15 protein-coding genes and 2 pseudogenes are annotated in these 22,100 nt (G+C 54.2%); 5 read left to right on the forward strand and 12 right to left on the reverse strand.

What is annotated here, in order from left to right:
• Positions 1–261, reverse strand: a pseudogene (locus ACYJ11_RS20340) (hypothetical protein); the annotation flags it as partial.
• A 56-nt stretch (positions 262–317) separates the two neighbouring features.
• Positions 318–1,355 carry a hypothetical protein gene (locus ACYJ11_RS20345; protein WP_461649229.1) on the reverse strand — a complete coding sequence of 346 codons (1,038 nt, stop codon included), beginning with the start codon at positions 1,353–1,355 and terminating at the stop codon, positions 318–320.
• A 207-nt stretch (positions 1,356–1,562) separates the two neighbouring features.
• Between ACYJ11_RS20345 and ACYJ11_RS20350 the strand changes: the two genes are divergently transcribed.
• Both ACYJ11_RS20350 and ACYJ11_RS20355 read left to right on the forward strand, forming a co-directional pair.
• A complete protein-coding gene (locus ACYJ11_RS20350) occupies positions 1,563–2,501 on the forward strand; it encodes a replication factor A (protein WP_461649230.1) in 939 nt (312 codons plus the stop codon).
• Positions 2,502–2,522: 21 nt separating this feature from the next.
• Entirely contained in the window at positions 2,523–3,236 is a 714-nt protein-coding gene (locus tag ACYJ11_RS20355; RefSeq protein WP_461649257.1) for an RPA family protein, read from the forward strand.
• Positions 3,237–3,238: 2 nt separating this feature from the next.
• On the opposite strand, the gene ACYJ11_RS20360 is transcribed toward ACYJ11_RS20355, so the two are convergent.
• Complete coding sequence (locus tag ACYJ11_RS20360) at positions 3,239–3,442, reverse strand: hypothetical protein (protein WP_461649231.1); 204 nt, start codon at positions 3,440–3,442, stop codon at positions 3,239–3,241.
• Between the two features lie 645 nt (positions 3,443–4,087).
• On the opposite strand from ACYJ11_RS20360, the gene ACYJ11_RS20365 reads away from it, so the two are divergent.
• Positions 4,088–4,639: a hypothetical protein gene (locus ACYJ11_RS20365; protein ID WP_461649232.1), complete on the forward strand. Its 552-nt coding sequence runs from the start codon at positions 4,088–4,090 to the stop codon at positions 4,637–4,639.
• Between the two features lie 469 nt (positions 4,640–5,108).
• Here ACYJ11_RS20365 and ACYJ11_RS20370 read toward each other — a convergent pair whose 3' ends face one another.
• Together ACYJ11_RS20370 and ACYJ11_RS20375 are read right to left on the reverse strand one after the other, a co-directional pair.
• Entirely contained in the window at positions 5,109–6,266 is a 1,158-nt protein-coding gene (locus ACYJ11_RS20370; protein WP_461649233.1) for a hypothetical protein, read from the reverse strand.
• The gene (locus ACYJ11_RS20375; protein WP_461649234.1) at positions 6,259–8,007 is read right to left on the reverse strand and encodes a DEAD/DEAH box helicase; all 1,749 of its coding nucleotides are present in this window, start codon (positions 8,005–8,007) and stop codon (positions 6,259–6,261) included. The genes ACYJ11_RS20370 and ACYJ11_RS20375 overlap by 8 nt, the downstream gene beginning before the upstream one ends.
• Before the next feature lie 132 nt (positions 8,008–8,139).
• On the opposite strand from ACYJ11_RS20375, the gene ACYJ11_RS20380 reads away from it, so the two are divergent.
• Positions 8,140–11,352: a DUF499 domain-containing protein gene (locus ACYJ11_RS20380; protein WP_461649235.1), complete on the forward strand. Its 3,213-nt coding sequence runs from the start codon at positions 8,140–8,142 to the stop codon at positions 11,350–11,352.
• Between the two features lie 7 nt (positions 11,353–11,359).
• Here the strand turns inward: ACYJ11_RS20380 and ACYJ11_RS20385 are convergent, their stop codons facing one another.
• The 7 genes and pseudogenes from ACYJ11_RS20385 to ACYJ11_RS20415 form a co-directional block, all read right to left on the reverse strand.
• A complete protein-coding gene (locus ACYJ11_RS20385; RefSeq protein WP_151104335.1) occupies positions 11,360–11,677 on the reverse strand; it encodes a hypothetical protein in 318 nt (105 codons plus the stop codon).
• Positions 11,677–12,039 carry a MarR family transcriptional regulator gene (locus ACYJ11_RS20390; RefSeq protein WP_461649236.1) on the reverse strand — a complete coding sequence of 121 codons (363 nt, stop codon included), beginning with the start codon at positions 12,037–12,039 and terminating at the stop codon, positions 11,677–11,679. The genes ACYJ11_RS20385 and ACYJ11_RS20390 overlap by 1 nt, the downstream gene beginning before the upstream one ends.
• A gap of 103 nt (positions 12,040–12,142) precedes the next feature.
• Positions 12,143–13,978: a DUF262 domain-containing protein gene (locus ACYJ11_RS20395; RefSeq protein WP_461649237.1), complete on the reverse strand. Its 1,836-nt coding sequence runs from the start codon at positions 13,976–13,978 to the stop codon at positions 12,143–12,145.
• Positions 13,979–14,066: 88 nt separating this feature from the next.
• On the reverse strand, positions 14,067–16,328 hold the full coding sequence (locus ACYJ11_RS20400) for a TrlF family AAA-like ATPase (RefSeq protein ID WP_461649238.1): 2,262 nt from the start codon (positions 16,326–16,328) through the stop codon (positions 14,067–14,069).
• A 195-nt stretch (positions 16,329–16,523) separates the two neighbouring features.
• Positions 16,524–17,669 (reverse strand): ISH3 family transposase, encoded by a 1,146-nt coding sequence (locus ACYJ11_RS20405; RefSeq protein ID WP_121302321.1) that lies wholly within the window; start codon positions 17,667–17,669, stop codon positions 16,524–16,526.
• Positions 17,670–17,705: 36 nt separating this feature from the next.
• Positions 17,706–18,017 (reverse strand): annotated as a pseudogene (locus tag ACYJ11_RS20410) (PHP domain-containing protein); the annotation flags it as partial.
• A gap of 58 nt (positions 18,018–18,075) precedes the next feature.
• On the reverse strand, positions 18,076–19,290 hold the full coding sequence (locus ACYJ11_RS20415; RefSeq protein WP_461649239.1) for a hypothetical protein: 1,215 nt from the start codon (positions 19,288–19,290) through the stop codon (positions 18,076–18,078).
• 125 nt (positions 19,291–19,415) lie between these two features.
• Here ACYJ11_RS20415 and ACYJ11_RS20420 point away from each other — a divergent pair, with 125 nt between their 5' ends.
• A complete protein-coding gene (locus ACYJ11_RS20420; RefSeq protein ID WP_461649240.1) occupies positions 19,416–22,088 on the forward strand; it encodes a DUF1156 domain-containing protein in 2,673 nt (890 codons plus the stop codon).
• The last annotated feature ends 12 nt before the right edge of the window (positions 22,089–22,100 follow it).

Consider the following 22,100-nt stretch of genomic DNA (forward strand, 5'->3'; position numbering starts at 1 on the left):
CCCCTGCTGGTCGGCCGCCCGGATGGCGATTCCCGACTCTGCAATCCCGAGTCGCGTCTTGTCTGTGACCGTGCCAGCCGCCGCGAAGATCCACTCAAACAACTGGACCTCGCCGCTGATCCGAAGATGCTGCGGGGCATCGAGCGACAGGAGGTCCGCAGTGTCGAGTTCTGCGTCACTGTCTGTCGCCGTCTCTGGCACGCTCGTTTCGGCGTCTGTGGTTGCTGCTTCGGTACTACTGGTCGCTGTGGACTGTGACATTTCGCTTACCCTCCACTTGCCGGAGGGCACACAAAATATGCCGTTGGCGGCGTCGGTCAGGGGACCACCGACGCAAGGCGATGGGTGTGGTAGTCAACCGTCCAGCGCGAGTAGTTCCGTGTGATCCGGTACTCGCGAACCACCGCAACGTCTTCCAGCGACTCTTCGGGTTGTTCCCACGTAAACTCGTAGCCGGCGATCACGTCTCCCTCGTCGAGATATCCGACCGGATGATCCGGCCCGTCCCACTCAACCGAGATTGGGTCGCCACCGCTGGGGGGCTGGACTCCACGGCTGACTCCTCCTTGGATGACAGATGGATCCGACGTTAACCCGTGCAACTGTGCTAAGTCACTAGCTCTGATCGGGAACTTGTCCTCCCCGTCGATGAATGAGTGCTGGGTTTGCCCGCGTACTGTTGCGTACTCTACACCCTCGATATCGACACCGAGAGCGTCGGACAGCAGGTGAGCAAACTCAGCAGCCCCCGTACGAACTGTTTGGTTCTGCTCCTCAATCTGCAGGGTTGTCTCTGGCGTCCGAAGCTCTCTCGTGTATGGGTTCTCCGGTCGCTCGACGGGCATACAGCTGCACAAGAGCGTCCCTTCTGGACCCGTCAGAATCCACGGCTGTTTCCCACACGGGATAGCGGTATATTGCGACGCAGTGTATCGGCCACCGCCAGTGAGGACTCGCAATGCCTTTTCCAGTGCTTGGGCGTCGATGCCGTACCCGTAGCTGTCAGCGAGCCCGTCGACGAATGTGACTCGGGTGTCAATAGAGTCGAACTCGCCGTACGTGTTTGGGATTTGCAGCAGGTCGCCGGTCGCGTACTGCTCAACATATGCCCCGACATCCCCGCCGACGACCCAGCGCGTTTGCTGTTTGGTTGCTCGACCAGCCGACGTGTTGATTGACGACGCCGGCCGCTGCGTTGTCAGCCCCCAGTCCTCGTCCGGGGCGGCCCAACTGGTATCGTCGCGGTCAGGAGCGCGACACGTCGTCGCGCACCGGGCGATGCTTGCAGCATCGGGATCGAGGTCGTTGTCAGCGCTGTCTCCGTCTCCGAACGTACCGAGTGAAAGGTCAGTCATCCTCTCACCCGACAGAGGAACACAAAAATTTTTCAAACGGATCGGAGACCAGACGGTCCACACTGTGAGCCAGCCCACCGACGTCCAGTGATTGAAGCGCTTCGGGCGGAGTGGGACAATTTCACTTTCGCCACGATTTGCATGGGTTTTAGACCACCCCAAGCGTACCGCCGGGTGTCTCCCATCGCAAACGAGACGGAGAACACTATGAGCAACTCTGATATACAGCAGGAAGCCCAAGACATACACGACCAGTTACCCGAGTCAGTCGATGCCTCCCTCGACGACATCGAGGAACGGCTCACCACACTTGTCGATGACTACAGAGTCCCACTCGACGAAGCTCGACGCAGTGTCGTGAGTACCTATCTTTCTGACAGCGATGTTGACCGCGACGAAGTTAGCAGCGAGGACGGCAACCAACAAGTCGATCTCGAGGAAATTACCGAAGCCGAACAGTGGGTCGACATTACCGCGAAAGTCGCCGACCTCTGGGAGCCCCGCAGTGATTCGATAGCACAAGTCGGCCTCCTCGGTGATGAAACTGGAACCATCAAGTTCACCAAATGGGCCAAGTCAGATCTCGAAACACTCACCGAAGGTCAGGTCTACCGCCTTGGAAATGTCGTCACCGATGAGTATCAGGGCCAGTACTCGGTCAAACTCAATCGCACCACCACCATCGAAGCACTCGATCGGGATATCGAAGTCGGCGACGACACCACCGACGCTGAAGGGGCGCTCGTCGATATCCAGTCAGGCAGCGGGCTGATCAAACGCTGTCCTGAAGACGACTGCACACGTGTCCTCCAAAACGGGCGATGCAGTGAACACGGCGAGGGCGAAGGCGAGTTCGACCTCCGAATCAAAGGTGTGATTGACAATGGCGATACAGTCCAAGAGGTCATCTTCGACAAAGAGGCGACTGAGCAGGTCGCCGACATCACGTTGTCACAAGCCCAAGAAATGGCCATGGACGCTTTGGATACGAGCGTCGTCGCCGACGAGATACGTGAGGTGACGCTTGGGCACTACTATCGCGTCCAAGGCCCTGAACTGGGCCGGTATTTGCTCGTCAATGAGTTTGAGCAACTCGCCGAGATGCACGATCCAGAACAACTCCTCATCACTGCGAGGTCGATCTAAATGAGCCAAGGACAAGCCCCGATGCGCGAACTCGCACAGCGAGCCTTCGCTGGGGAATTCAACGATGCAGGCTATACCTTCCGGGAGTCAGACGATGACCGCGCACCCGTCTATGCCCTGCTGCCGACAGGCGCAAAAGCAAACCGCGTGTTTGTCGTCGGCACCCTGACCGAAACCGACGATGTCGGCAGCGATGATGAATACTGGCAGGGCCGAATTGTCGGTCCCACAGGGACATTCTTCACGTATGCTGGCCAGTACCAGCCCGAAGCAGCCGCAATGCTACGAGAGGTTGATCCGCCCGTCTTCGTCGCGCTCGTCGGCAAGCCCCGCACCTATGAAACCGACGACGGCGACACCAACGTCTCGCTCCGACCAGAGCACCTGACCGTTGTTGATGCAGACACCCGCAATCGGTGGGTGACAGAAACAGCGAAGCGAACTCTTGAGCGGCTCGAACGCTTCGACGACGATACCAACGAGTACGCCGCCATGGCTCGCGAAGAGTATGACACCGATCCTGACCAGTACCGGCAAACCGTTATCCAAGCGCTTGAGGAACTCACCGACGACGCCGAAACTGCCCCAAGCTCGCAGGACCAAACTGGTGACGCGACACCAACCACAGCAGAGGACGCATCCGGTAGTGCCACAGAGGTCTCAACAGATGAGGACAACACGTCACAGTCGGGTGGCGACATCGGCGACTTCGGTACTACCGACCTCGATTCGTAGGATTACTGCTCGCTTTTCGAGTCTTGCGAGCCATCCCGGTGTTCGGTAATATACAGCTGTCCGTCAACCTTGTACAGGTAGCCACGGTCGACCAGTCGTTCAACTACGTGCTCGGCGGTACCGACTGACCGCTCGGTCTCACGCACTTTGGTCACGGCGGTATCAACCTCGATGCTCTCTCCGGGATTAATATCCTCATATAGCATATCATAGACAGCTCCTAACGAGCCAGGTGGGCGATTACGCCTCATATGTCGTTAATACAGTTTCACTCATCAGTTCTTATCCAAGGGCGTTGGCTTCAGGGATGGTAGCACTCAAAAACGATTAGATGTACCGGTATCTGTCGTTGCGAAAACGGTTTGCTGCTCGTGTGAGTGAATGAAACGACTGGTCAATAAACGTGCGTAGTCGGCAAACACAGCGGGGACGAACAGGCTGTTGGGTAGGCGCGCGTACTGTTCTTTAGTAATCTTGAAGCTTTAATACAATTTCTAAATAGTGTGCAAAACGCGGAGAAAGTTTTTATATCAGGCCATCAGCGATTTCGATGAGCCTATTCAGAGAGATCAGCATAGAACTGGGTTAATCCACACTCCGGGCAAAGGAACGCATGAATGGGGGTTTGATGATCGATACCAAGGCGGTCAAGTACACCGCCATCTCTGTCGGTTTCGACATAGAGATCCCCAACACCCTCTGCACTTACGCTTGTCTTCTTCATCTCGACATCACAGTCAGGGCACTGACGTTCGTTCATTTATTTCATCTTAGCCTTTGATACCAAGTCGTAAACATATTGGCTATTATAACAAATTTAAATAAATGTGCATCCGACCTGGCAAATAGGAATGAATGAGAATAGACAGGACATAGTAGGGGAACTGAAGGATATAGAGTCTAAAATTGACAGCGGAAGTATAGAGTCAGCGAGAGAAGAGTTGCGGGCACTGCGTAAGAGACTTGATGTGACTGAGTCGACTGGTGTGACTGGCTCGCAAGACGGGCGGACAATAGGTGTCGAGATCGACATTTGGTCGTATGAATACAAAGATAGTATCTATTTTGTTACGTCTGATTACGCGTCAATCAGTGAAGCAGTATCCGAATTAGTCTCCGACTATATTCCAAAGTTGGCTAATCCGGGTGTCGGAAAAAATAAGACCGCTGAAGCAACTGCCGCAAGCATACGGAATAGTAGTGACAGCATAGTGTCAAGCTCTTCGTACGAGGATATTGACTTTGACGAAGAAGTATCAGTTCACACTGACGTATACTATATGCGTGCCTCAGTTCATTACAACGGCGAAGTAGTTCAGAACATCAACAATCCAAAGTCGAGCGAGATCGTCGATGCCACAAACACCGTTGTAGAGCGTGCTGGCGAAGATGAGGAGGAGTAAGGCTCGCTGTTTGGCCTTGGAGTGAGCGTGTCATACAATGGTTCTCAACAGGCAGTATTCACAGTCTCAATCTTGATCAAAACTAATGACTGACGAAATTACGGGCTTATACGCGAATTGAGAGCTGCATGATCGTCAGGTAGAGGGTGTGAGACGTATTCTATGACACGCTGCTTGGAGTAGATACTGGTTTGATCAAATTCGCGAAGTTCCTCAGGTTGTCCCCGTAGGTTCTCTTGAGACACAGACGTACATCCCGATTTCAGGCATACTTCTTGCGGCAGGAGATGAGTATATAAACGGTACACCCTTTCGCGGGACCGTAGAAAGCACTACCTTCTTGTTCTGAAAGTCAGTAGAGTGTTTGATAGATGTGCCCACTCATGAACGGGGTTAGTACTCTGATGTCTGCTGGGACGATGGGAGATGAGGACACCTGCGAGGACTGGTCAACGTACCACCGCCGAATCTATTCTTCTCGATAACAGTCTAAACAAGTCAATCCTCGAGCGATATCCCGCACAGGGTTTGTCTCAGTGAGCTTTTTTTCACACTTACTGCAATTGACCACCTCAGTAATACCGACGCCAGTTCCATATCCTGCAGTAAAGTCTCGTGTGTGTTCATCAGTGGCCAATACCACTTCGAGTTCTCCACTTTCGTATTCGACTTCGGTTATCGTCAGTGGCTTCACCTGAACATCCAGCGCATGTCTTGCCCGAATCTCACGCTGTCGCTCAGGAAATCCTTGATCACGACATTGTCGCAAATCATCGAGTTCGGTCTCGACATCCTCATATTCGGTTTTGAGTTCTTTGCGCTCTTTGAGCGCTTCGACGCGTTCGCCTGCGTCACTGCTATTGATTTGTTGGCTCAAATCATCGATTCTCGCAGAGAGGTTCGATAGTTGCTCTTCTAGCTCTTGGATACGCTGCTGTTGCATCTGACGGAACTCCTCGACTTCGGCGTCCGCGGCACGGGAAGCTTCCTGATGGACCTCGTCGATAGTCTCCTGGATTCGGCCGACGACTTGCTCTCGAGCAGTGTCAAGAAGAGGCCGGATGTCGGCAGCCTGCATATCCATCGACTCACTCGTTCCCGCTTCATTATCTGGCGATGCGATCTGTAGAAAGGTCTCCTCCAGCGTGGGCAAGAATCCCTCGGATCGAGTATCGAGTGCCACAGCCTGCAGGAGTTCTGTTTGGTACTCGCTGACTGTCTCAATACTCACACGGAATAGCACCACGAGTGCTGTTCGGTCGTAGTACGGTGTGAAATCCGCTGAACGCACCTCGATGTCGCTTCCCTGAAGCCACTTAGGGATTTGAACAGCAGCATCGTCCGTTTCGAGAGAGATTTTCCCCGTCGGTGTCCGCTCGCTCGCCTCGGTGAGAAGTGTCTGGAAAAATTGACTCTCGGGATGGAGTTCCTCGGCCGTCCCGTCGCCGACGTCACTGCCACAGACGAGCGTTAGTGAGTCTGTTAGTAGCTCGCTGTCGACTTCGTTCGGAGTAGTGACCGCCCATCGATTGTCATGCTTGTCGATATCGCAGCCGAGCGTTCGTAGATACTGCTCAGTGAAGGTTTCTACAGCAGACTGCGTCACGGGCACGGCAGCGTCAGTCATCACTTGCCCCCAAGTCGAATCCGTCGAAGACACCACTGTTGAATTCCTCTAATTTGTCGGCCAGTTCGCGCTGTTCCTGAAGATCCACGGCCATGTCGTCGAAGTCATTCTCCAGATCAACTTCGGAGCCAGCGTTGACCAACCGCTCGAAGATTTCATCTTCGAAGCTGGTTCCAGACTCCTCTAGTCGGCTCAGTATCGAGCTTAGTTCACCGACACTCTGCTGGAAAAGGTCGATCTTATGATACAGACGGTCCAGGACATATTCCTCAACCGTGTCTTTCAGCGCCATATTAAAAATATAGACACTGCGTTTTTGCCCGATGCGGTGGATACGGCCGATTCGCTGCTCGACACGCATCGGGTTCCACGGTAGGTCGTAGTTCACGAGGATATTGCAGAACTGGAGATTACGGCCCTCGCTCATCGCGTCGGTCGAGACAAGAACGCCGCCTTCCTCTTCGAAGTCCTTCACAATCTGCTCTTTCTCCTCGCTGGAGTGCCCACCATGGAACGAGTGGACGGTGTAGCCCTCTGAAGTGAGTCTGTCGAGTACTTGGCGCTGTGTCGCCCGGAACTGAGTGAAGACGATGACACGACCCTTCTCGACGTTATTGCGGGCCTCTTCGACGATGTCGAGGAGGCGTTCCTGCTTGGTTACCGTCTCAATCCCCTCAATGAGGTCAAGAATCGACTCCAGCTCATCGGCGTGGGTGAGTTCTGTCTGTTCGTCCAGCCGCTTCTCGATAGTATGTTTGAGCGCAGCAGGACTACTGACGACCTCTTTCTGCAATAGCATCAGGACCAACTTTTGACCCTGCTCTTGCCCGTACGCACCCTTCACATAGTCCGAGACTGCTTGGTAGAGTTCTCGCTCTGCCGGCGATGGATCGAACGTTCGCGTATCGACTGTTCGGTCGGTGAAGTCGATGTCTGTTTCGGCTCGTCTGTTCCGAATCATCACCTTGTGCAACCGCTCGTGTAGCTCGTCCCGGTTGACGAGCGTCTCCTGACTACTATCGATGAAGTACTGGTGGAAGACATCTCGCGTTCCGAAGAGGCCAGGGCGGAGTAATGAGACGACATTGTAGAGGTCGGTGAGTTCGTTCTGAATCGGCGTCGCCGTCAAGAAGAACGCGTAATTGTAGGTAAGTCGGTCGATGAGATCGTAGCGGTCCGTATCCTCATTCTTGACATAGTGAGCCTCGTCAAGGACAAGCACGTCCCAATCCCGCTTGAGGACCGTCGAGCGCTGCCGGTCGCTTTTTGCGGTATCGATGCTGGCGATGATGTAGTCGTGGTCGTCGAAACCGCTGAACTCGTCGTCGTAGTTGCAGACGAAGTCGAGACCGAACTTCTCTCTGAGTTCGGCCTGCCACTGTTTGGCCAACTGTGCTGGCGTCAGGATGAGGACTGAGTCGTTCGTCTCCCGGAAGTGCATCTCCTTCAGAATCATCCCGACCTCGATGGTCTTGCCCAAACCGACTTCGTCGGCGAGCAGCGCTTTCCCGTCCATCTCGAAAAGTGCTCGATACGCAGCATCTACCTGGTGTTCGAGCATCTTCACCGAGTTCTCGTCTAACTGCTTCAGTGCACGGAGTTCAGAGTCCGGCTGGCCGGCCTGGAGGCGAGTGGCTTGGACGCTCTGTATGTGGTCGGTAGCGTCTTGGGACAAGCTATCAAGAATATCGTCCGCAGACTCGTGGGTGACCTCGACATCGACGAGGTCGTAGCCATCCATGGTCACTCAAAGTCCAGTGACTGTCAAATACGTTTTGTGAGTATCCCGCCGAGTCGGTCAAGTCAGTATCTGCAGCCGAAATCACGACCATAGTGTTTATTGCGCCATACTGATGTGTATTTGAGTATCAAGATGGCAGAAACAACGGCGCTGTCCCAGACTCTCGCCGATACGGTCACCCTGAGCCGTGAGTTACGAGAGGAAGGGCAAATCGACGGGCAGGTGAAACTCTACAACGTCGACGACGATGGGGAGTTCGAGTCCGACGCCGATCTCTTCTTTGAGCGGACGCTGATGACACAGGGGCTGAGAGAGGCTCTGTCGATTCTTCGCGATTCACTGACCGGTGAAGATCCCCGTGGGACGCATATTCTCTATGGACCATACGGGAGCGGGAAGTCCCACCAGATGGTGGCACTGTATCACTGTTTCGACGACCCCAGTGCAGCCGGGACGTGGGCTGCCGATTCCATCGAAGGGTTTGAGGATTCGCTCCCGGAGTCTGCGATTCCCATCACGGTCGCCATGCACAATGAGCAGTACGAGCACCTGTGGGAACCGTTCTTCGAGGCGCTGGACTACGACCCCGGAACGTTCGAGTCTGGCGGCTACCCAGATATGCAAACGATTCAGGATGCCGTCGGCGACGAGACGGTCGGGTTCTTCGTCGACGAGCTTGAGGACTGGTTCGATACCCTCCAGGGAGACCGCAAAAGCGCGAACAAGGCCTTCCTCCAGTCGTTGCTCGAATCGACAGCGCTCTCGGACCTCGAACTCTACACCATCGTCTCTGTGCTCCGAGAGGGCTCTGAGGTCCACGATATTCTGAACCGAGAGCAGGCAGTCGAGGTAAACATGAACAACCAGGTGGACAAGCGCGAGGTCCTCCGCCACCGCCTGATTGATTCTGTTGAGGAGAAGCCAGCCCGAGAGATTGTTAACGGATACTTTGATGCCTACGACCAGTCCGACCACGTCTCTCTGCCTGACGACTTGCTGTCGGAGATGCACGACCTCTATCCGTTCCATCCTGTGCTTCTCGATGCCCTCGAAACGCGGTACTACGCCGACGAGGACAACCAGAACACTCGGGGGATGATTTACCTCTTCTCGAAGGTTCTGCTAGAGATGCAGGACCAGACGGACCTCATTACCCACGGTGACATCGACGCCATCGAGTTCGAGGACGAGCTGGCGAAGATCAACTACGAGCGACTCAACGCCGCGACGGGGGACATCAAGAGCCGTATTGATACCGACGAGGTCCCTCACGGCCGCCGCATCCTGAACACGATTCTGCTCTACTCGCTAAAGCCGAGTGAAGGCGAAGGTGCCGAGGTTTCAGAAATCGTCATGGGCGCGTACCAGACCGGCGACCTCGTCTCCGACGTGGTGCTCAATCTTGAACGGCTCCACGGCGTCGCGTGGCACCTCCACAAGCTCAACGGGAAGTACGCCATCCGTGACCGCCAGAACCCGAATGCGCTGATTCGCAACGCCGCGGTCGACGTCTCCGAGACAGCTTCGAAAGCCGAGATAGCCGACTTCATCACCGACATCTTCGGTTCGAACGCTTCGCCTGTCGGGTTCCGGACGAACGATATGCGAGATATCCCCGACGACCGCGATATCAAGGTCGTGGTGAAGGACGATCAGTGGACGCAGGAGGAGGTCGAGCAGGTCATCACGAACGACGGGCGCGGCCGCGAGTGGCGTAACACCCTCGTGTTTGTCCAGCCATCGGGCGACAAGGCCATCGAGTCCGGGACCAGGTACATCGACAAGGCTCGCTATATCGAGGGTGCACGGCAGGTTCTTGCCGACGAGTCATTGGACGACGAAATCCGCGAGTCTATTAGCGGGATGAAGGATCAGGAGGAGAACGAACTCCGCGAGGAGCTACAGCTACTCTATGGCGAAGCCGTTGACGGAGACAATCTACTGGACGAGGATGAGTGGGACAGGATGGAACCAATGGACCTCGACGTCTACGTAATGGATGGGGCTGAACTCGACGCGGCGAACATCGCTGACTCCGCAGCTGCTGACTCGCTAGACCTCCAGCCGCATATTTGGGATATCGCTGAGGACCTGCTCGAACGTCGCGGCGAGATTTCCGTTGAGGACATCTACGAGCAATTCCTTCGTGACCCTGAGCTTCCCATCCCCGGGAGTGCGAACGACGTGTTGAACGCGACTGTAGAAGCGCTGGAAGGCAAGCCAGTCCTCGCACGAGACTCCAAAGGCTTCCGAGATGATCTCGCCGGGAGTTCACTCGATACGGTGCTCGTCCAGACGGACGCTGTGGATGTGTGGGGCGTCGACGACGTCGAAGAGGAACTCCGACAGCGATTCGGGAGCGGGACCACCGCCATCGACATCGGTGATTTCCAGGTTGACCTCGTTGAAGACGGCGAAATCTGGATCGACGGCGACACACTCGACGTAGTCATGCGGGCCATCGGTCGACTGAACCGGGAGGACCAGTACGTCATCGTCCACGGGAACGGGATACTCGACAAGCCACAGTCCGACGCGACGCTCCGCGATGTGGGCAGTGCGACAGTCGTCGGGGCGTCCTATTTGACTGACCGTATCGCCGAAGAGATAGAGGAGAACGGGTACGCGAATCTCGACACCATCATCGGCGAGGTTCGTGCCGACGAGACGGTGTTCCTCCCACCGGACGAGACGCAAGCCGCAGCCCGAGAGGCAGTCAACGAGTTCCTCATCGACGAGTACGTCCTCGAAGCTGGCGGCCGGTATCTGGACTCACTCGGTGACCGCGACCCGACGACGGTCAAGATTGTCCCGACTGTCTCGGACCGCATTGGCGACCAGATTCTGGAATACATCGAAGGACTGGACGCCGGCGAACAGTTCACCGTCAACAAGGTCACCGACCGATTCGACAGCAGCGTCACCGAGTACATGGTCCGAACGTTCCTGCTGGAGAACATCGGCAAGGAAGACGATCCTGAGTATGTCGTCAACACGACGGGCTCGGACAAGGCCTCCGATTGGGTGCCTGGCTACCCGTTCCGCAAGGCCGATGCCGACGCCGAGACGTGGCGCTTCGAGTACAATGGCGACGACGTCGCCGCGATGCGGACCAAGTGGCGTAACAACCACAAGAGCGGCTCCGTCGAGTACGGTGACGTCACCTTCATGCTTCCCGACAAGGAGGGAATTCCCGGCGCGCTGCAGGGCACTGCCGATGTCGACCGGACACAGGTGAGCCTGACCCTGCGGTCCGAGCAAGACTACGCGAAGGTCCAGGACCTCTTCGAACGGATGCCGGACGAGGCGTCGAGTCTGAAGGTCGAGATTAGCTTCCAAAAGTAGCGACCGTTCACTCGACGTACGCTGTCAGTCGTTCTGCTACCTCATCAGTTACTGTATCTTCGACCTGTGCCACGGCCCGTTCGATGTCGCTCTCAAGCAGTGAGACGACTGCCCACGGCGAGACAAACGACTCTCGGGTCAGTTCTCCTGAGGTAAATGACTCGGCGAGCGGAATCGAATCATCGTACTCCTTGGTCGAGATACCGACGGCGATGTACTGCTCTCCGGTGAAGGGATGGGTCTCGTCGCTGACCAGTAGATACGGGCGTCGAGGCGTGTTTCCGAACGGGTCCGACGCGACAACGACGGTTCCGCGTTGATACATCACTCGGTCCGAGCTTGGTCGTCGATATCTGGAAGGTCGTCGTCCCAATCGGGATTCTGGTCGTAGTAATCGCCCTCAAACCGTTGGGCCACCGCGTGCAGCCCGATTTCGCTCGCGGTGTGAGCGTCGTACGCTTCCACGTTTATCGCCCAATATTCGCCCTTGTGACGAACGAATCCTCGCTGTTCGAGCCGGCGGAGGGTTGTTCCGACACTCCCCTTCGGGATATTGAGCTCCTCGGCCAGTTCGCCGGGACGGAAACCGAGGTCCGGGTCATCAGCGAGAAATTCGAGTATGCGACGACCGTTCGTGTCCTCGTCGGGAAGGTCCGTCGGGTGATAGCTCTCGAAATCGACCGGCATTACGATGTAAATTTATGTAATGCACCGTAATAACACTACGGACAGACAGTCGGCAATGGGTGGAATAAGGAGTATAACTAGAGAAAATCGCAGAATTAAGTTCTCAAGACCAGCGCGAGGAGTCCGGCGCGAACCAGATATCGCTCGCTTGGTCTGCCAACCATGCCCCTCGCTCGGCGATGGTTTCTTCATTCCACTCACCGGGCCACGTGTCGATGAGGTGCTTGTTAAGGAGCAGGACAGTGTGGTCCTGAATGGCTTCGCGTTTGTCATCCCATGCTGCATTCGAAATCGAGGGGTTCAGTTTGTCGGTGAGTATCGTCAGGTTCCCGACCGTATTCTTCACTTCGTCCCGTTCGATACGCTCAGCTTCGGCGGGCCGCTCACCGGGGAGCGACCAGTGGTGAGACCACTCCTGTGGCAGTATGTGTTCGATTTCGAGGTCCTGTGTAAACTCCAGCGTCTCGCTGTAGCCCGTATCACGGAGCTCGCGCTCAATAGCGGAGAACACCATCTTCAAGCGGCGTTGGTTGATTCTGGACCAGTACTGGAGTTCGACCATCGCGTTCGAGAGATCGTCGTCTGTGGGCCAGTAATCGCTCTCGCCGTCCTTGTTCTGGAAGAATTCTACGACCGTGTCACCGACTTCCTCGTCAGGAGTCTGTTTCAGCTCTTCAAGCAGTTCGATGAAGATCTTGTTGTAGTTCTTCGAGGTGAGGCGGCAGAGCATCCGACGCATCAACCAGCTCTCGATTGCTTCGACGGCCTTCACCAGCTGGTCATTCGGAACGTCTTCCTGCCCAAAGAGGTACAGGAGAACCGGGAACGGCGTCGTCGTGTCGAGTACGTCCAAGCGGTGGAGAAACACACCTTCACGTGACTGGTCGTCGGGCTCGGTGAGCTCCTCGTATATCGAGGCGTAGTAATCGAAGCGCTGGAGTATCTCCTCGGTACTCAGGTCTGTCCGGTCGAGATATTTCCGGAACGCGGGGAAGAGTTTCTTCGCTCGGACCTGCTGCCCCATCTGCATCGTGAGCCAGTGCATGATGAACACGTCAATCTTCGGGCGTTCGAGCCGTCCCTGCGAGACTTCGACACGCCATTCGTCCTCGTCGAACTGCTTCCAGTACTTGTCGTGGAGTTCTCCGGGGTCGTTCTGTTCGAGCGTCGCCTCCCGGAAGAGGTAGTTCTTGATCAGGTCGGCGGCGAGCAGCGGCGTCCCACGAGCGTTCAGCGTCTCGAAGATGACCTGTGCGTCGTCGTTCGATTCGAGATCGATGACGACTACACGAAGCAGCTTCCACATCGTCGTCACGAGCGCGTCGAGGTGCTCCCCGGGCGATTCCGGTCCATCCTCGGCCCATTCGTGGATTTGCTTGCTGAAGAACTCGAAACACTCGTGCAGAATTTCGTCGCCGTCGATCTCGGTGACGTCCGACTCGGGGTCAGAGAGAGACATGACGTCGGTGAAGGCTACCTGATCGGCTTCGATGGGCCACACCTTCAGGCGGTCCGTTTCGTCCCGAATCAGGTCCGAATCGTTGTACATCAACTTCTCGAACATCGACGCCGATTCATCACTGCCGAGCTCCGTAGACACAGAGTGCGCCGCAGAGAGGAGCACTTGCAGCGTGATGAGTCGCTGCTGGCCGTCGATGATTTCGCGGGTTTCAAGCTTCTGTGTCGGCGTCGACTGCTGGTCGAGGACGATGGCTCCAAGGAAGTGGGGCGAGGTTTCCAGTTGTGCTTCGTCGCGTTCGAACTGGTCCGCGGCCTCTGCTTGGCGCTCCATCAGCTCGTCGACGACGAGTCGAAGGTCCTCCCACAGCAACTGCCAGTGTTCCTCTTGGTTCCAGACATACGGGCGCTGGAAGCGCGGGACGACGTATCGGGTGTCCTTCCGAAAGATGTCCTTCAGGTCCAGTGTGTCCGCTTTCATCGATGACTCAATCTTTCTGTGAGTACGGGATAAGTTGTTTGCTCGGTTCCAGTAGTTAATAGATAGAGGAAATTACCCGGAGTTGGCTTCAGACGGCCAGCCGATACATCTCTCGCCGCCTCTGGAAGGCTAACTCACCACCCTCAAGAATTTCTTGAGCTAGCGATTTGATTGCTTCGTCGTCTATTGAGCCACAATCACGATAGAAACCAGCACGTCCGTTAGACCGCATCACGACGATTTGCTCTGCGTCACCTAAGATAGGAATATTCGCGTTGTGCGTTGCCGCAACGACTTGCCGATCCTGTTTGATTGAGCGGATGATATCGACAACGTCCGTGAAAATGAACTTGTTATCGAGCATATCCTCCGGCTGGTCGATAATCAATGGAACATCCCGCTCAATCATAGCAATAGACAGGAGGGCAGTACATTGCTGGCCGTCCGACATCTCTGTGAGATCTTTCCACCCACCGTCGTTCAATTCAATAACAGGGCGGTCATGAATCTCGAATAGTTCTAACTTGGTCAATTGTTCGTTCAAATCGTCATGTGAAACAAAGTTCTCCGCAGTGGTCGGGGTGACATCTGCTATCTCTGTCAAGGCTTCTGTATCATCGTTACGCACTATTTCGGCTAATTTCGGTGGGTCAACAGCCTCCGTGATTTGTTCCTTGTGTTCGGTCCAAACACCAGACCCCTCTAATACATGGTTTATCCAGTCAGTGTACTCACTCCTGTTAGACTGGCTGTGTAGTGCCACGCGGACGTTCCCGAGATGGGTATTCAGCTCCTCTATGCCATCGTTACGAGCATCACTTAGGTTTTGACGAGCCGCTTGGAGGTTATCTAAGAGTTCAGTCTTCTCTTCTTTTGCAGTCTCCAATTCGTCTCTTTTCTCTTCCAGCTCTTCAGAAACCCCTCTCAGATCCTCTAAATTAGCCTTTTTATCGAAGAATTCCTCGATGTCGACACCAATCTCTTGCTCAATTTCGTCGGCGAGAGCTTCGTGTTCATCCTCACGCTGTTCATTTTCCTTATTCCATCGCTGTCGTATATCCTCTATCTCTCTACGTCCTTCATCGACTGCATCTTCTAACTCTTCTTCAAATTCCGCGAGTTCGGTTTTTAGCTCCGAAGCGGCTTCATCAGCCTCATCAAGCAGATCTGCATTCGGTCCATCATCAATATCAGTAGTCGAGAGCTGGTCTGCTAAACTGAGCGAAGAGACTGCTTGTTCTACCGTCTCTACATCTTCAATAAGATTACTGAGAGCAGTTCGTTCTTGTTCCCACTCTTCTTGACCCTCTACGTACTCACCGACACCCTTCTGTTCCATCACCTCCACCTGCTGTTTCAGTGCTTCAAACCGTTCTTCTTCGGCCTTCAGTGATGACACTTGGTCACGTAAATCTGCTATCTCACGGTTCTTCGTCTGAATGTCCTGTTTGATGTCTTCTCGGGTATCAAGCTCGTCAGTGATATCAAAGTACGAATCCAGAAGATCAAGCTGGTCGATTTGGTCTCGGGCTAATTCGATCAGCTCTCGCTGGCTGTGGATTTCGACATCAAAGAATTCAGCTTTGAACTGTTCGATTGGGATATCGACTACTTGAGGTGTACCTGAACTATCCGCCGGCAAGCGTTCGATTTCTGGCATCTCATCATAATCTCTCGTAATTCGATATTGGTCTCCATTTGAGGCAGTGACGATCAGTTCGACACTTCCATCGGGCCGGAGCGTATTCTCAATGAGCGCGTTGTAATCTTCCTTGATACCGTCCGAACGTGGCTCAATATCCAGAGCATAACGGATATGCTCGATGACTGTAGACTTACCCGTGCCTTTGCCACCGATGAGGCAGTTGAGATTCTTGTTAAACTGAAGGTGTCTTTCTTGCAGGAAGCCGTTATGAGCCAGCAGTCCATCCACACTCGGATGAGTAGTAGGCTCCTCAGTCAGTGATAGCCGAGAAGTGGGATCTGCAAATGCGGTCCTAAGCCCTTCAAATGACGGAGAATCCATTTTGACGAAGGTGTAGCGGTCTCCAATATCTGCCAGTGAGTGGGAATCAGAAGAGCGTATATGAGCGTAGTCCTCAAAGTCTTCAGCAGTCTCTTCATCCACTACCTCCAGTGCGGCAACCCTCTCATCGTCAAACACATTTTCCCGAGTTGGATTTCTACGATCTTCTAACTCGTAGTCAGCGCCCGCATGGGCGTCAATATGTGCTAAGATTGGAAGACCACCGTATTCTTTCGTCTTATCGCATATTTTTGGAATTGTATCTTTTGCAATTGCGTGTTCAGGGTCTTCCGTGATACCGATATCATGGAGAAACGGAACCAAAGAATCAGCCTCAGTCGATCACATCGACAGCCGCGTAACCCCGTTTGATGACGGTGAACCAAACCGAACTAGCTGTGGAGCATCTTCGAACCGCTAGTGAGCATGATTTTCGGGATGGACCGTCGCTGTCGGCGGCGGACTGCCGCCGACGCGACAGTGTCACCACTGACGACCGCTGTCCGGACAGATGGACAGCTACCGGAAGAACCGGTCGTCAAGTGGCTGGTTCGCTGGAACAGTCCTGCGGACACCAAGTGCTGTCCAAGCTGCGCGGAGCGTCATTTCGCAAAACTCCGTGAACGACCACTGCAAGAGGCGGCGGCCCCCACGGCGGGGCGCCGCCACGTACCTCCAGTGGAGATATCGCCAACTGTTCTGAAGCAGTAGGCTCACTACAAACATTACCAACCGCAGTCCAGCATCCTGAGAACTAGTGAAAGCGAGGCTCTGCTTGGCTAATCGGTAGCTTGATTCGATGCCGAAGCGCTTGCTGTAGTGCTCTCGTGCATCTCGTGGCGTGTCGATAAAGGGCGCGTCAGCGGCGTAGCCGTGACGCGCCACCCCGTGTTCGTCGTACCGTCCCTGCTGGTACACGCAGTCGATGAACACAGGGAACTCCACCTCGCCAGCGAGATCGTGTTCGATCTCGCGGCTCCAGCCTTCGCTGAGTTTGTTTTGAATCGTCTCACCCCACTTGACGATCGGCATCACATAGGCGTAATTGTGCGCGTACAGCAGCTTGAGACAGGTGCTGTTGTAGAAACCCCGATCAAGGTAGACGGCCTTGACGCCGAGGTCAAGGCCGTCAAGGAGTTCCAGGAACTCGGCGAGGACATCGCTGGTGGTTTCGCCAGCGACGAGCTGGCGAACCGCCAGCGTGTACCGCTTGTTGCGTACGCGCACGTAGAGCGTCGCATAGGCGTGAAACGTCGTTGTTCCACGCTTGGCCTGTGAGGAGTACAGAGCCTCAGTTTCGTCCTCATCACCGTAGTAGGGATCGAGGTGGAGGTCTGCGCAGACCTCCACCGGTCGATCTGGCAGTGTCGCAAGCGCATCTCGTTGTAACAGTGTGTCTCCAACCGCCTCAACCGAATCAAGCTCAAACTGATCGGTAAGATGTCCACGCACGGTATTGGCGTGCGGTGAGTCGTCAGTCGTTTCGCAGACGTGGTTGATTGAGGTCCCGCCGGCGCTGGCGCCGGCGAGGACCTCGCACAATGTCTCTGTCGTGACCTCTACGTTCTCGTCGAGGTCTACCGTGAGCTCCTCTTCGAGACTGTTGACGACAAAATTAAGCAGGTGCTCTTCCTCTATCTCGCTGTCTGCTTGGGTTGACTGCACATCCTCTCCAAGCAGACGCTTACTCTAACCCGATGTGATCGACTGAGCCTTCTCAGGGGGGAAGATAGCCGTCATGTGTATTTGATGCTCTCCACTTTGGCCCGTCGTTATCTCTACACCAGGTAGAACTGTTACATTGGAATCCTCTGCGGCTCCCTGGAGCATTTCATAGTACTCTACAGTATTGTGGTCGGTGACCGCGACGAGCTCTATACCTTCTTCCTCAAACCGCTCAATGAGATCTTCAGGCTCCGCATCGCTGTCAGCATAATCATACGAGCCGGGTGTGTGAACGTGGAGGTCAGCTTTGTAGAAACCAGCGCCGCCAGCGGTATCGTATGTCACCATTGGGTGACTTCGTAATTTGCTTTCGCAGACATATAATTAAGGAAAGCAACAAATTGGTCTAATCGCCACTGGACGATTCATCCTGAGGGTCTATGTCCCAAGTCTGTATGTGCTCTCCGTCATTGAAGCGAGATACTCTCCTGAACTGTTTTAGACGCGAATGTCCGTATTCTTCGGGCTCTGGAGGCGTCTCTTCTGGACGGTATTGGTAGACTTCAAAATGCGACCCGACTATTTCAGCTCTATCTGCCGCCCATAGTGGTAGTATTTGTATCCAATCTACAGTATCGTAGGTTGACCAGTCCGTTGACTCAATTTCCTGTTTCAATCGCCTATTCAGTTCTTCCTCTGAGGTTTGGAGATTTGCATTTCCGTATACGAACCGGCTTGGACACTGCTGTGAATCGCTATCCAATCGAGAATGTTCAACCTCAGCTTGAATCGAGTTCTCTGATAGAATCTCTTCTACCCGTTGCAGGTCTTCATCTGTAGCTTCCGGCTCAATCAGTACTCGGTTGATTACAGCATCTTGATCAAACGACGCGAACTCCTGTTCCTGATAATCTGGAAGCTGAAATTCTTCGTCGGGGTCGTCGCGTATGTCCATTATTGGATTACCACCACCGATTAGTGCCAACCGAAATTCCTTCTCCCAAGAATAGTCCAAACCCTTGAAAAAGTACGTCTCCGGTGGAGCATTGGGAATCGTATCCTGTTGGCGATCAATATACCGTACCATTCCCATGTGAACTTCTCTCTCAGACTGTAGATGATTCCATATCTGTCCGACAGTTGTTTCGATAGCAACGGTCAGATTATCAGAACCAAACTTTTCCCAATGATCTCGGTTCTCATCTGTCCCGAGTCGCCAGCAGGAAAGAAAATACTGTGATTGAGTATTCTGACGGAACCTCTCCATACCCTTCGAAATATTCATTTCACTCCCATCCTGCAGCGTGACTTGATCACCTGCAGATTGGGTCTGTTCTCTGGAGCGAACTTCGTCTGTCACCTGCCCCTCATTGGGATCATCATCGGCATAACTCGCTGCGGGACCAAAGTACAATTCTCCTTCCTCCGCTGTTTTTTTGAACCACTTGAATCCAGTGTAGCGTCGGATCACCATCTGATTTGACGGCATTGTCCATACGGTATTCCGATAGGCGACTGGATAAGGGAGGCCGGGCGGCAAATCTGTTTCATCGTCACCTGAGGGGGATTCAGTTCTATCATCCGTCGACCCTTCGCCTGCCGATTCTGACTCATCACTCATATTCTTACAATACTGAGTTTAAGGTATGAAGATTACCCGTACTGCCCTGTAATTAGGAAAACTATCCTGACCGGGAGAACGCACACTTATGGGGGTCGTCGGTAATCCCTGTTACATACTGACTCATGTCTGAGCAATCCGGATCTTCATCGGGCCAGCGCGAGCGGACGGAACTCCCCATCGAACGTGGGTTCCCCATCGAGCGCGTTAACGAGATCGCTGCGAAAGAGGGGCGGGCGAAGATGCACTATCGCCCCATCTACACGATGCACAAATGGTGGGCGCGACGGCTTGGCTGTGTCTTCCGCACTATCTCTCTCTACACTCTGCTGGACGACCCCGAAAAGGTCTCCGTGTTCGAACCCGGCCACGAAGGCGGGACGCTGGCGGATTACGGCGACGACGCCGACGGAACCGCAGAGATGGACATCGCATCGCTGCTTGAGCGCGTGGACATGTCCGACCCGGAGAGCTTGTGGGAGCTGTACCCCAAGGACGTGCGCGTTGAAGACAAGAAGGTGCTCGACCCGTTCATGGGCGGCGGTACGTCGCTCGTTGAAGCTTCCCGTTTCGGCGCGGAGGTAGTCGGCAACGATCTCAACCCTGTCGCGTGGTTCGTCACCAAGAAGGAACTCGAAGCCGGCCAGACCGACGTCGAAGAGCTCGAAGCAGCCTTTGAGCAGGTGGAAGCAGAGGTCGCCGACGAGATTACGCAATACTACAAGACACCGTGTCCGAATGGCGACCACGAAGCTGACGTGATGTACAACTTTTGGGTGAAGGAACTGGACTGCGTCTCCTGTGGACACACCGTTCCGCTATTCAAGGACTACAGAATTGCCAGAGGGCGCTATGAGAATGATGATAAATATAACGTCCTTTGCCCAAGTTGTGAATCGATCACTCTGGTAGACGACTGGCAGTCAGAAAGCATCTGTAACGACTGTGGTCATGGATTTGTGCCGAAGGAAGGCAACGTCTCTCGCGGTGGGAAATACAACTGTCCTGACTGTGGCCAAAAGTACGGAATCGTTGATGCAGTAAAGGAACAAGGGCCACCAGAAGTCCGACTGTATGCTGTCGAATACTATTGTGACCATTGTGACGAAGCTGGCGAACCAAAGAGTGTACACAAGGGTTACAAGCAAGTGGAACAAGCGGATATAGAATTATTCTCCGAGGCAAAAGAGGAGTGGCAACAAAGTTCTAATCTCCATGACTATGTGCCAAAAGAAGATATCCCCGAAGGAGCGATTACTGCTGCATCATCTATTAGCGGAAATGACGTATTCAAACACGGGTACACCAAGTGGACAGACATGTATAATGAGCGGCAATTGTTGGCTTTCTCTAAGATTTTAAGAGCTATTGAGAACTTAGAAAGTCAGAATGCTGCCGAATACCTCCTACTAGCGTTTTCAGATTCTCTCCGTACGAATACGATGATGGTCTCGTATGATATGGGCTACAACAAGATTGGAGACTTCTTCAGGACAAATTCATTTGATCCACCGATGTATCCGGTAGAGAACAACGTTTGGGGGACAGAATTTGGACGCGGCACTTTCCAGTCTTCATTTGATATGATGAGAAGTGGTGTAAAATATGCTGCTGCACCGACCGAGCGGTATGTCTCCAATGGCGAGACAGTAGAAACTGAACCGTTTTCTAAGCCAATCGGGGAAAACTCCTCAATCCATTTGGGAGACATGCGCAAACTGAACAGGGAGAACGAATTTGATGCAGTTATCACAGACCCTCCATACTATGACAATATTATCTATTCTGAGGTAGCTGACTACTTTTATGTCTGGTTGAAGACGTTGCTCAAAGACCGTTATGATGGCTTTGATCAGGAGAAGACTCCTAGAGCAGAAAGTATCGTTGCTAACCCGTATTTAGAGAAGGATTCAGAAGATTTCGAATCAGAGTTGCATGAGGCGTTCACCGTGATTAGAAAGGCTCTGAAAGAGAATGGGACTCTGTCGTTCACCTACCATCATAGCGACTCAGACTCATGGGGCGAACTTCTGGAATCCCTCTGCGATGTTGGCTTTGAAGTGACTGCTACCTATCCTGTTACAGCAGATATTAGCAAATTCATTGGTGGAGAATCAGTCTCCTTTGACATCGTTGTCGTCGCCCGACCTATCGACGACACTGACCCTGCTTCGTGGAAGTCCCTCCGTCGGGATATCTACCGCACAGCACGACGGACCCGCAAGCAACTCGAAGAGAACCGCGACCTCTCGCGAGGCGACATCGGCGTGATGGAGATGGGCGCGTGTTTCCGCGAGTACTCCAAGCACCACGGGAAGGTCCAGCGCGACGGCGAGATCATGTCCGCCAAAGAGGTCGTCCAAGAAATCTACGGCATCATCCAAGAGGCTAGCGACATCGGTGTCGAGGACGTGTTCATCGACCTGCTGGACACGGGGAACGTCTCCTACGACGACGTGAACAAGCTCTCACGAGGGACCAACGCCAATCCGGAGGACCTCAAGGAGATGCGCCTGTACAACCAGAACGACGACTTCGAACTCGGCACGTGGGACAACGAGAAGCGCCAGGCGTACATCCAGGAGCGTGTCAACGGCGACGGCGACGACCATCTCTCGAACCTCGATAAGCTCCAGTTCCTTCGCTACCGCTACGAGAAGGGCCGGGCCGTCCAGAACTATGTCGAGAAATGGGATGTCGACGACGATATGCGTGAGCTCGCCGGCCGACTCGCCGACGTGACCGGCGACGACACTTACACGCGAGTGCTCGGGGACCGGGATATCACGAGCTACTGAGGCTGTCGAAGC

This window comes from Haloarcula sp. H-GB5 (assembly GCF_054850705.1).

Excerpts from the sequence above, each read along its gene's own strand:
- ACYJ11_RS20345 (WP_461649229.1), bottom strand. The coding sequence starts at position 1,355 with ATGACTGACCTTTCACTCGGTACGTTCGGAGACGGAGACAGCGCTGAC.
- ACYJ11_RS20350 (WP_461649230.1), top strand. The coding sequence starts at position 1,563 with ATGAGCAACTCTGATATACAGCAGGAAGCCCAAGACATACACGACCAG.
- ACYJ11_RS20355 (WP_461649257.1), top strand. The coding sequence starts at position 2,523 with ATGCGCGAACTCGCACAGCGAGCCTTCGCTGGGGAATTCAACGATGCA.
- ACYJ11_RS20360 (WP_461649231.1), bottom strand. The coding sequence starts at position 3,442 with ATGCTATATGAGGATATTAATCCCGGAGAGAGCATCGAGGTTGATACC.
- ACYJ11_RS20365 (WP_461649232.1), top strand. The coding sequence starts at position 4,088 with ATGAATGAGAATAGACAGGACATAGTAGGGGAACTGAAGGATATAGAG.
- ACYJ11_RS20370 (WP_461649233.1), bottom strand. The coding sequence starts at position 6,266 with ATGACTGACGCTGCCGTGCCCGTGACGCAGTCTGCTGTAGAAACCTTC.
- ACYJ11_RS20375 (WP_461649234.1), bottom strand. The coding sequence starts at position 8,007 with ATGGATGGCTACGACCTCGTCGATGTCGAGGTCACCCACGAGTCTGCG.
- ACYJ11_RS20380 (WP_461649235.1), top strand. The coding sequence starts at position 8,140 with ATGGCAGAAACAACGGCGCTGTCCCAGACTCTCGCCGATACGGTCACC.
- ACYJ11_RS20385 (WP_151104335.1), bottom strand. The coding sequence starts at position 11,677 with ATGTATCAACGCGGAACCGTCGTTGTCGCGTCGGACCCGTTCGGAAAC.
- ACYJ11_RS20390 (WP_461649236.1), bottom strand. The coding sequence starts at position 12,039 with ATGCCGGTCGATTTCGAGAGCTATCACCCGACGGACCTTCCCGACGAG.
- ACYJ11_RS20395 (WP_461649237.1), bottom strand. The coding sequence starts at position 13,978 with ATGAAAGCGGACACACTGGACCTGAAGGACATCTTTCGGAAGGACACC.
- ACYJ11_RS20415 (WP_461649239.1), bottom strand. The coding sequence starts at position 19,290 with ATGAGTGATGAGTCAGAATCGGCAGGCGAAGGGTCGACGGATGATAGA.
- ACYJ11_RS20420 (WP_461649240.1), top strand. The coding sequence starts at position 19,416 with ATGTCTGAGCAATCCGGATCTTCATCGGGCCAGCGCGAGCGGACGGAA.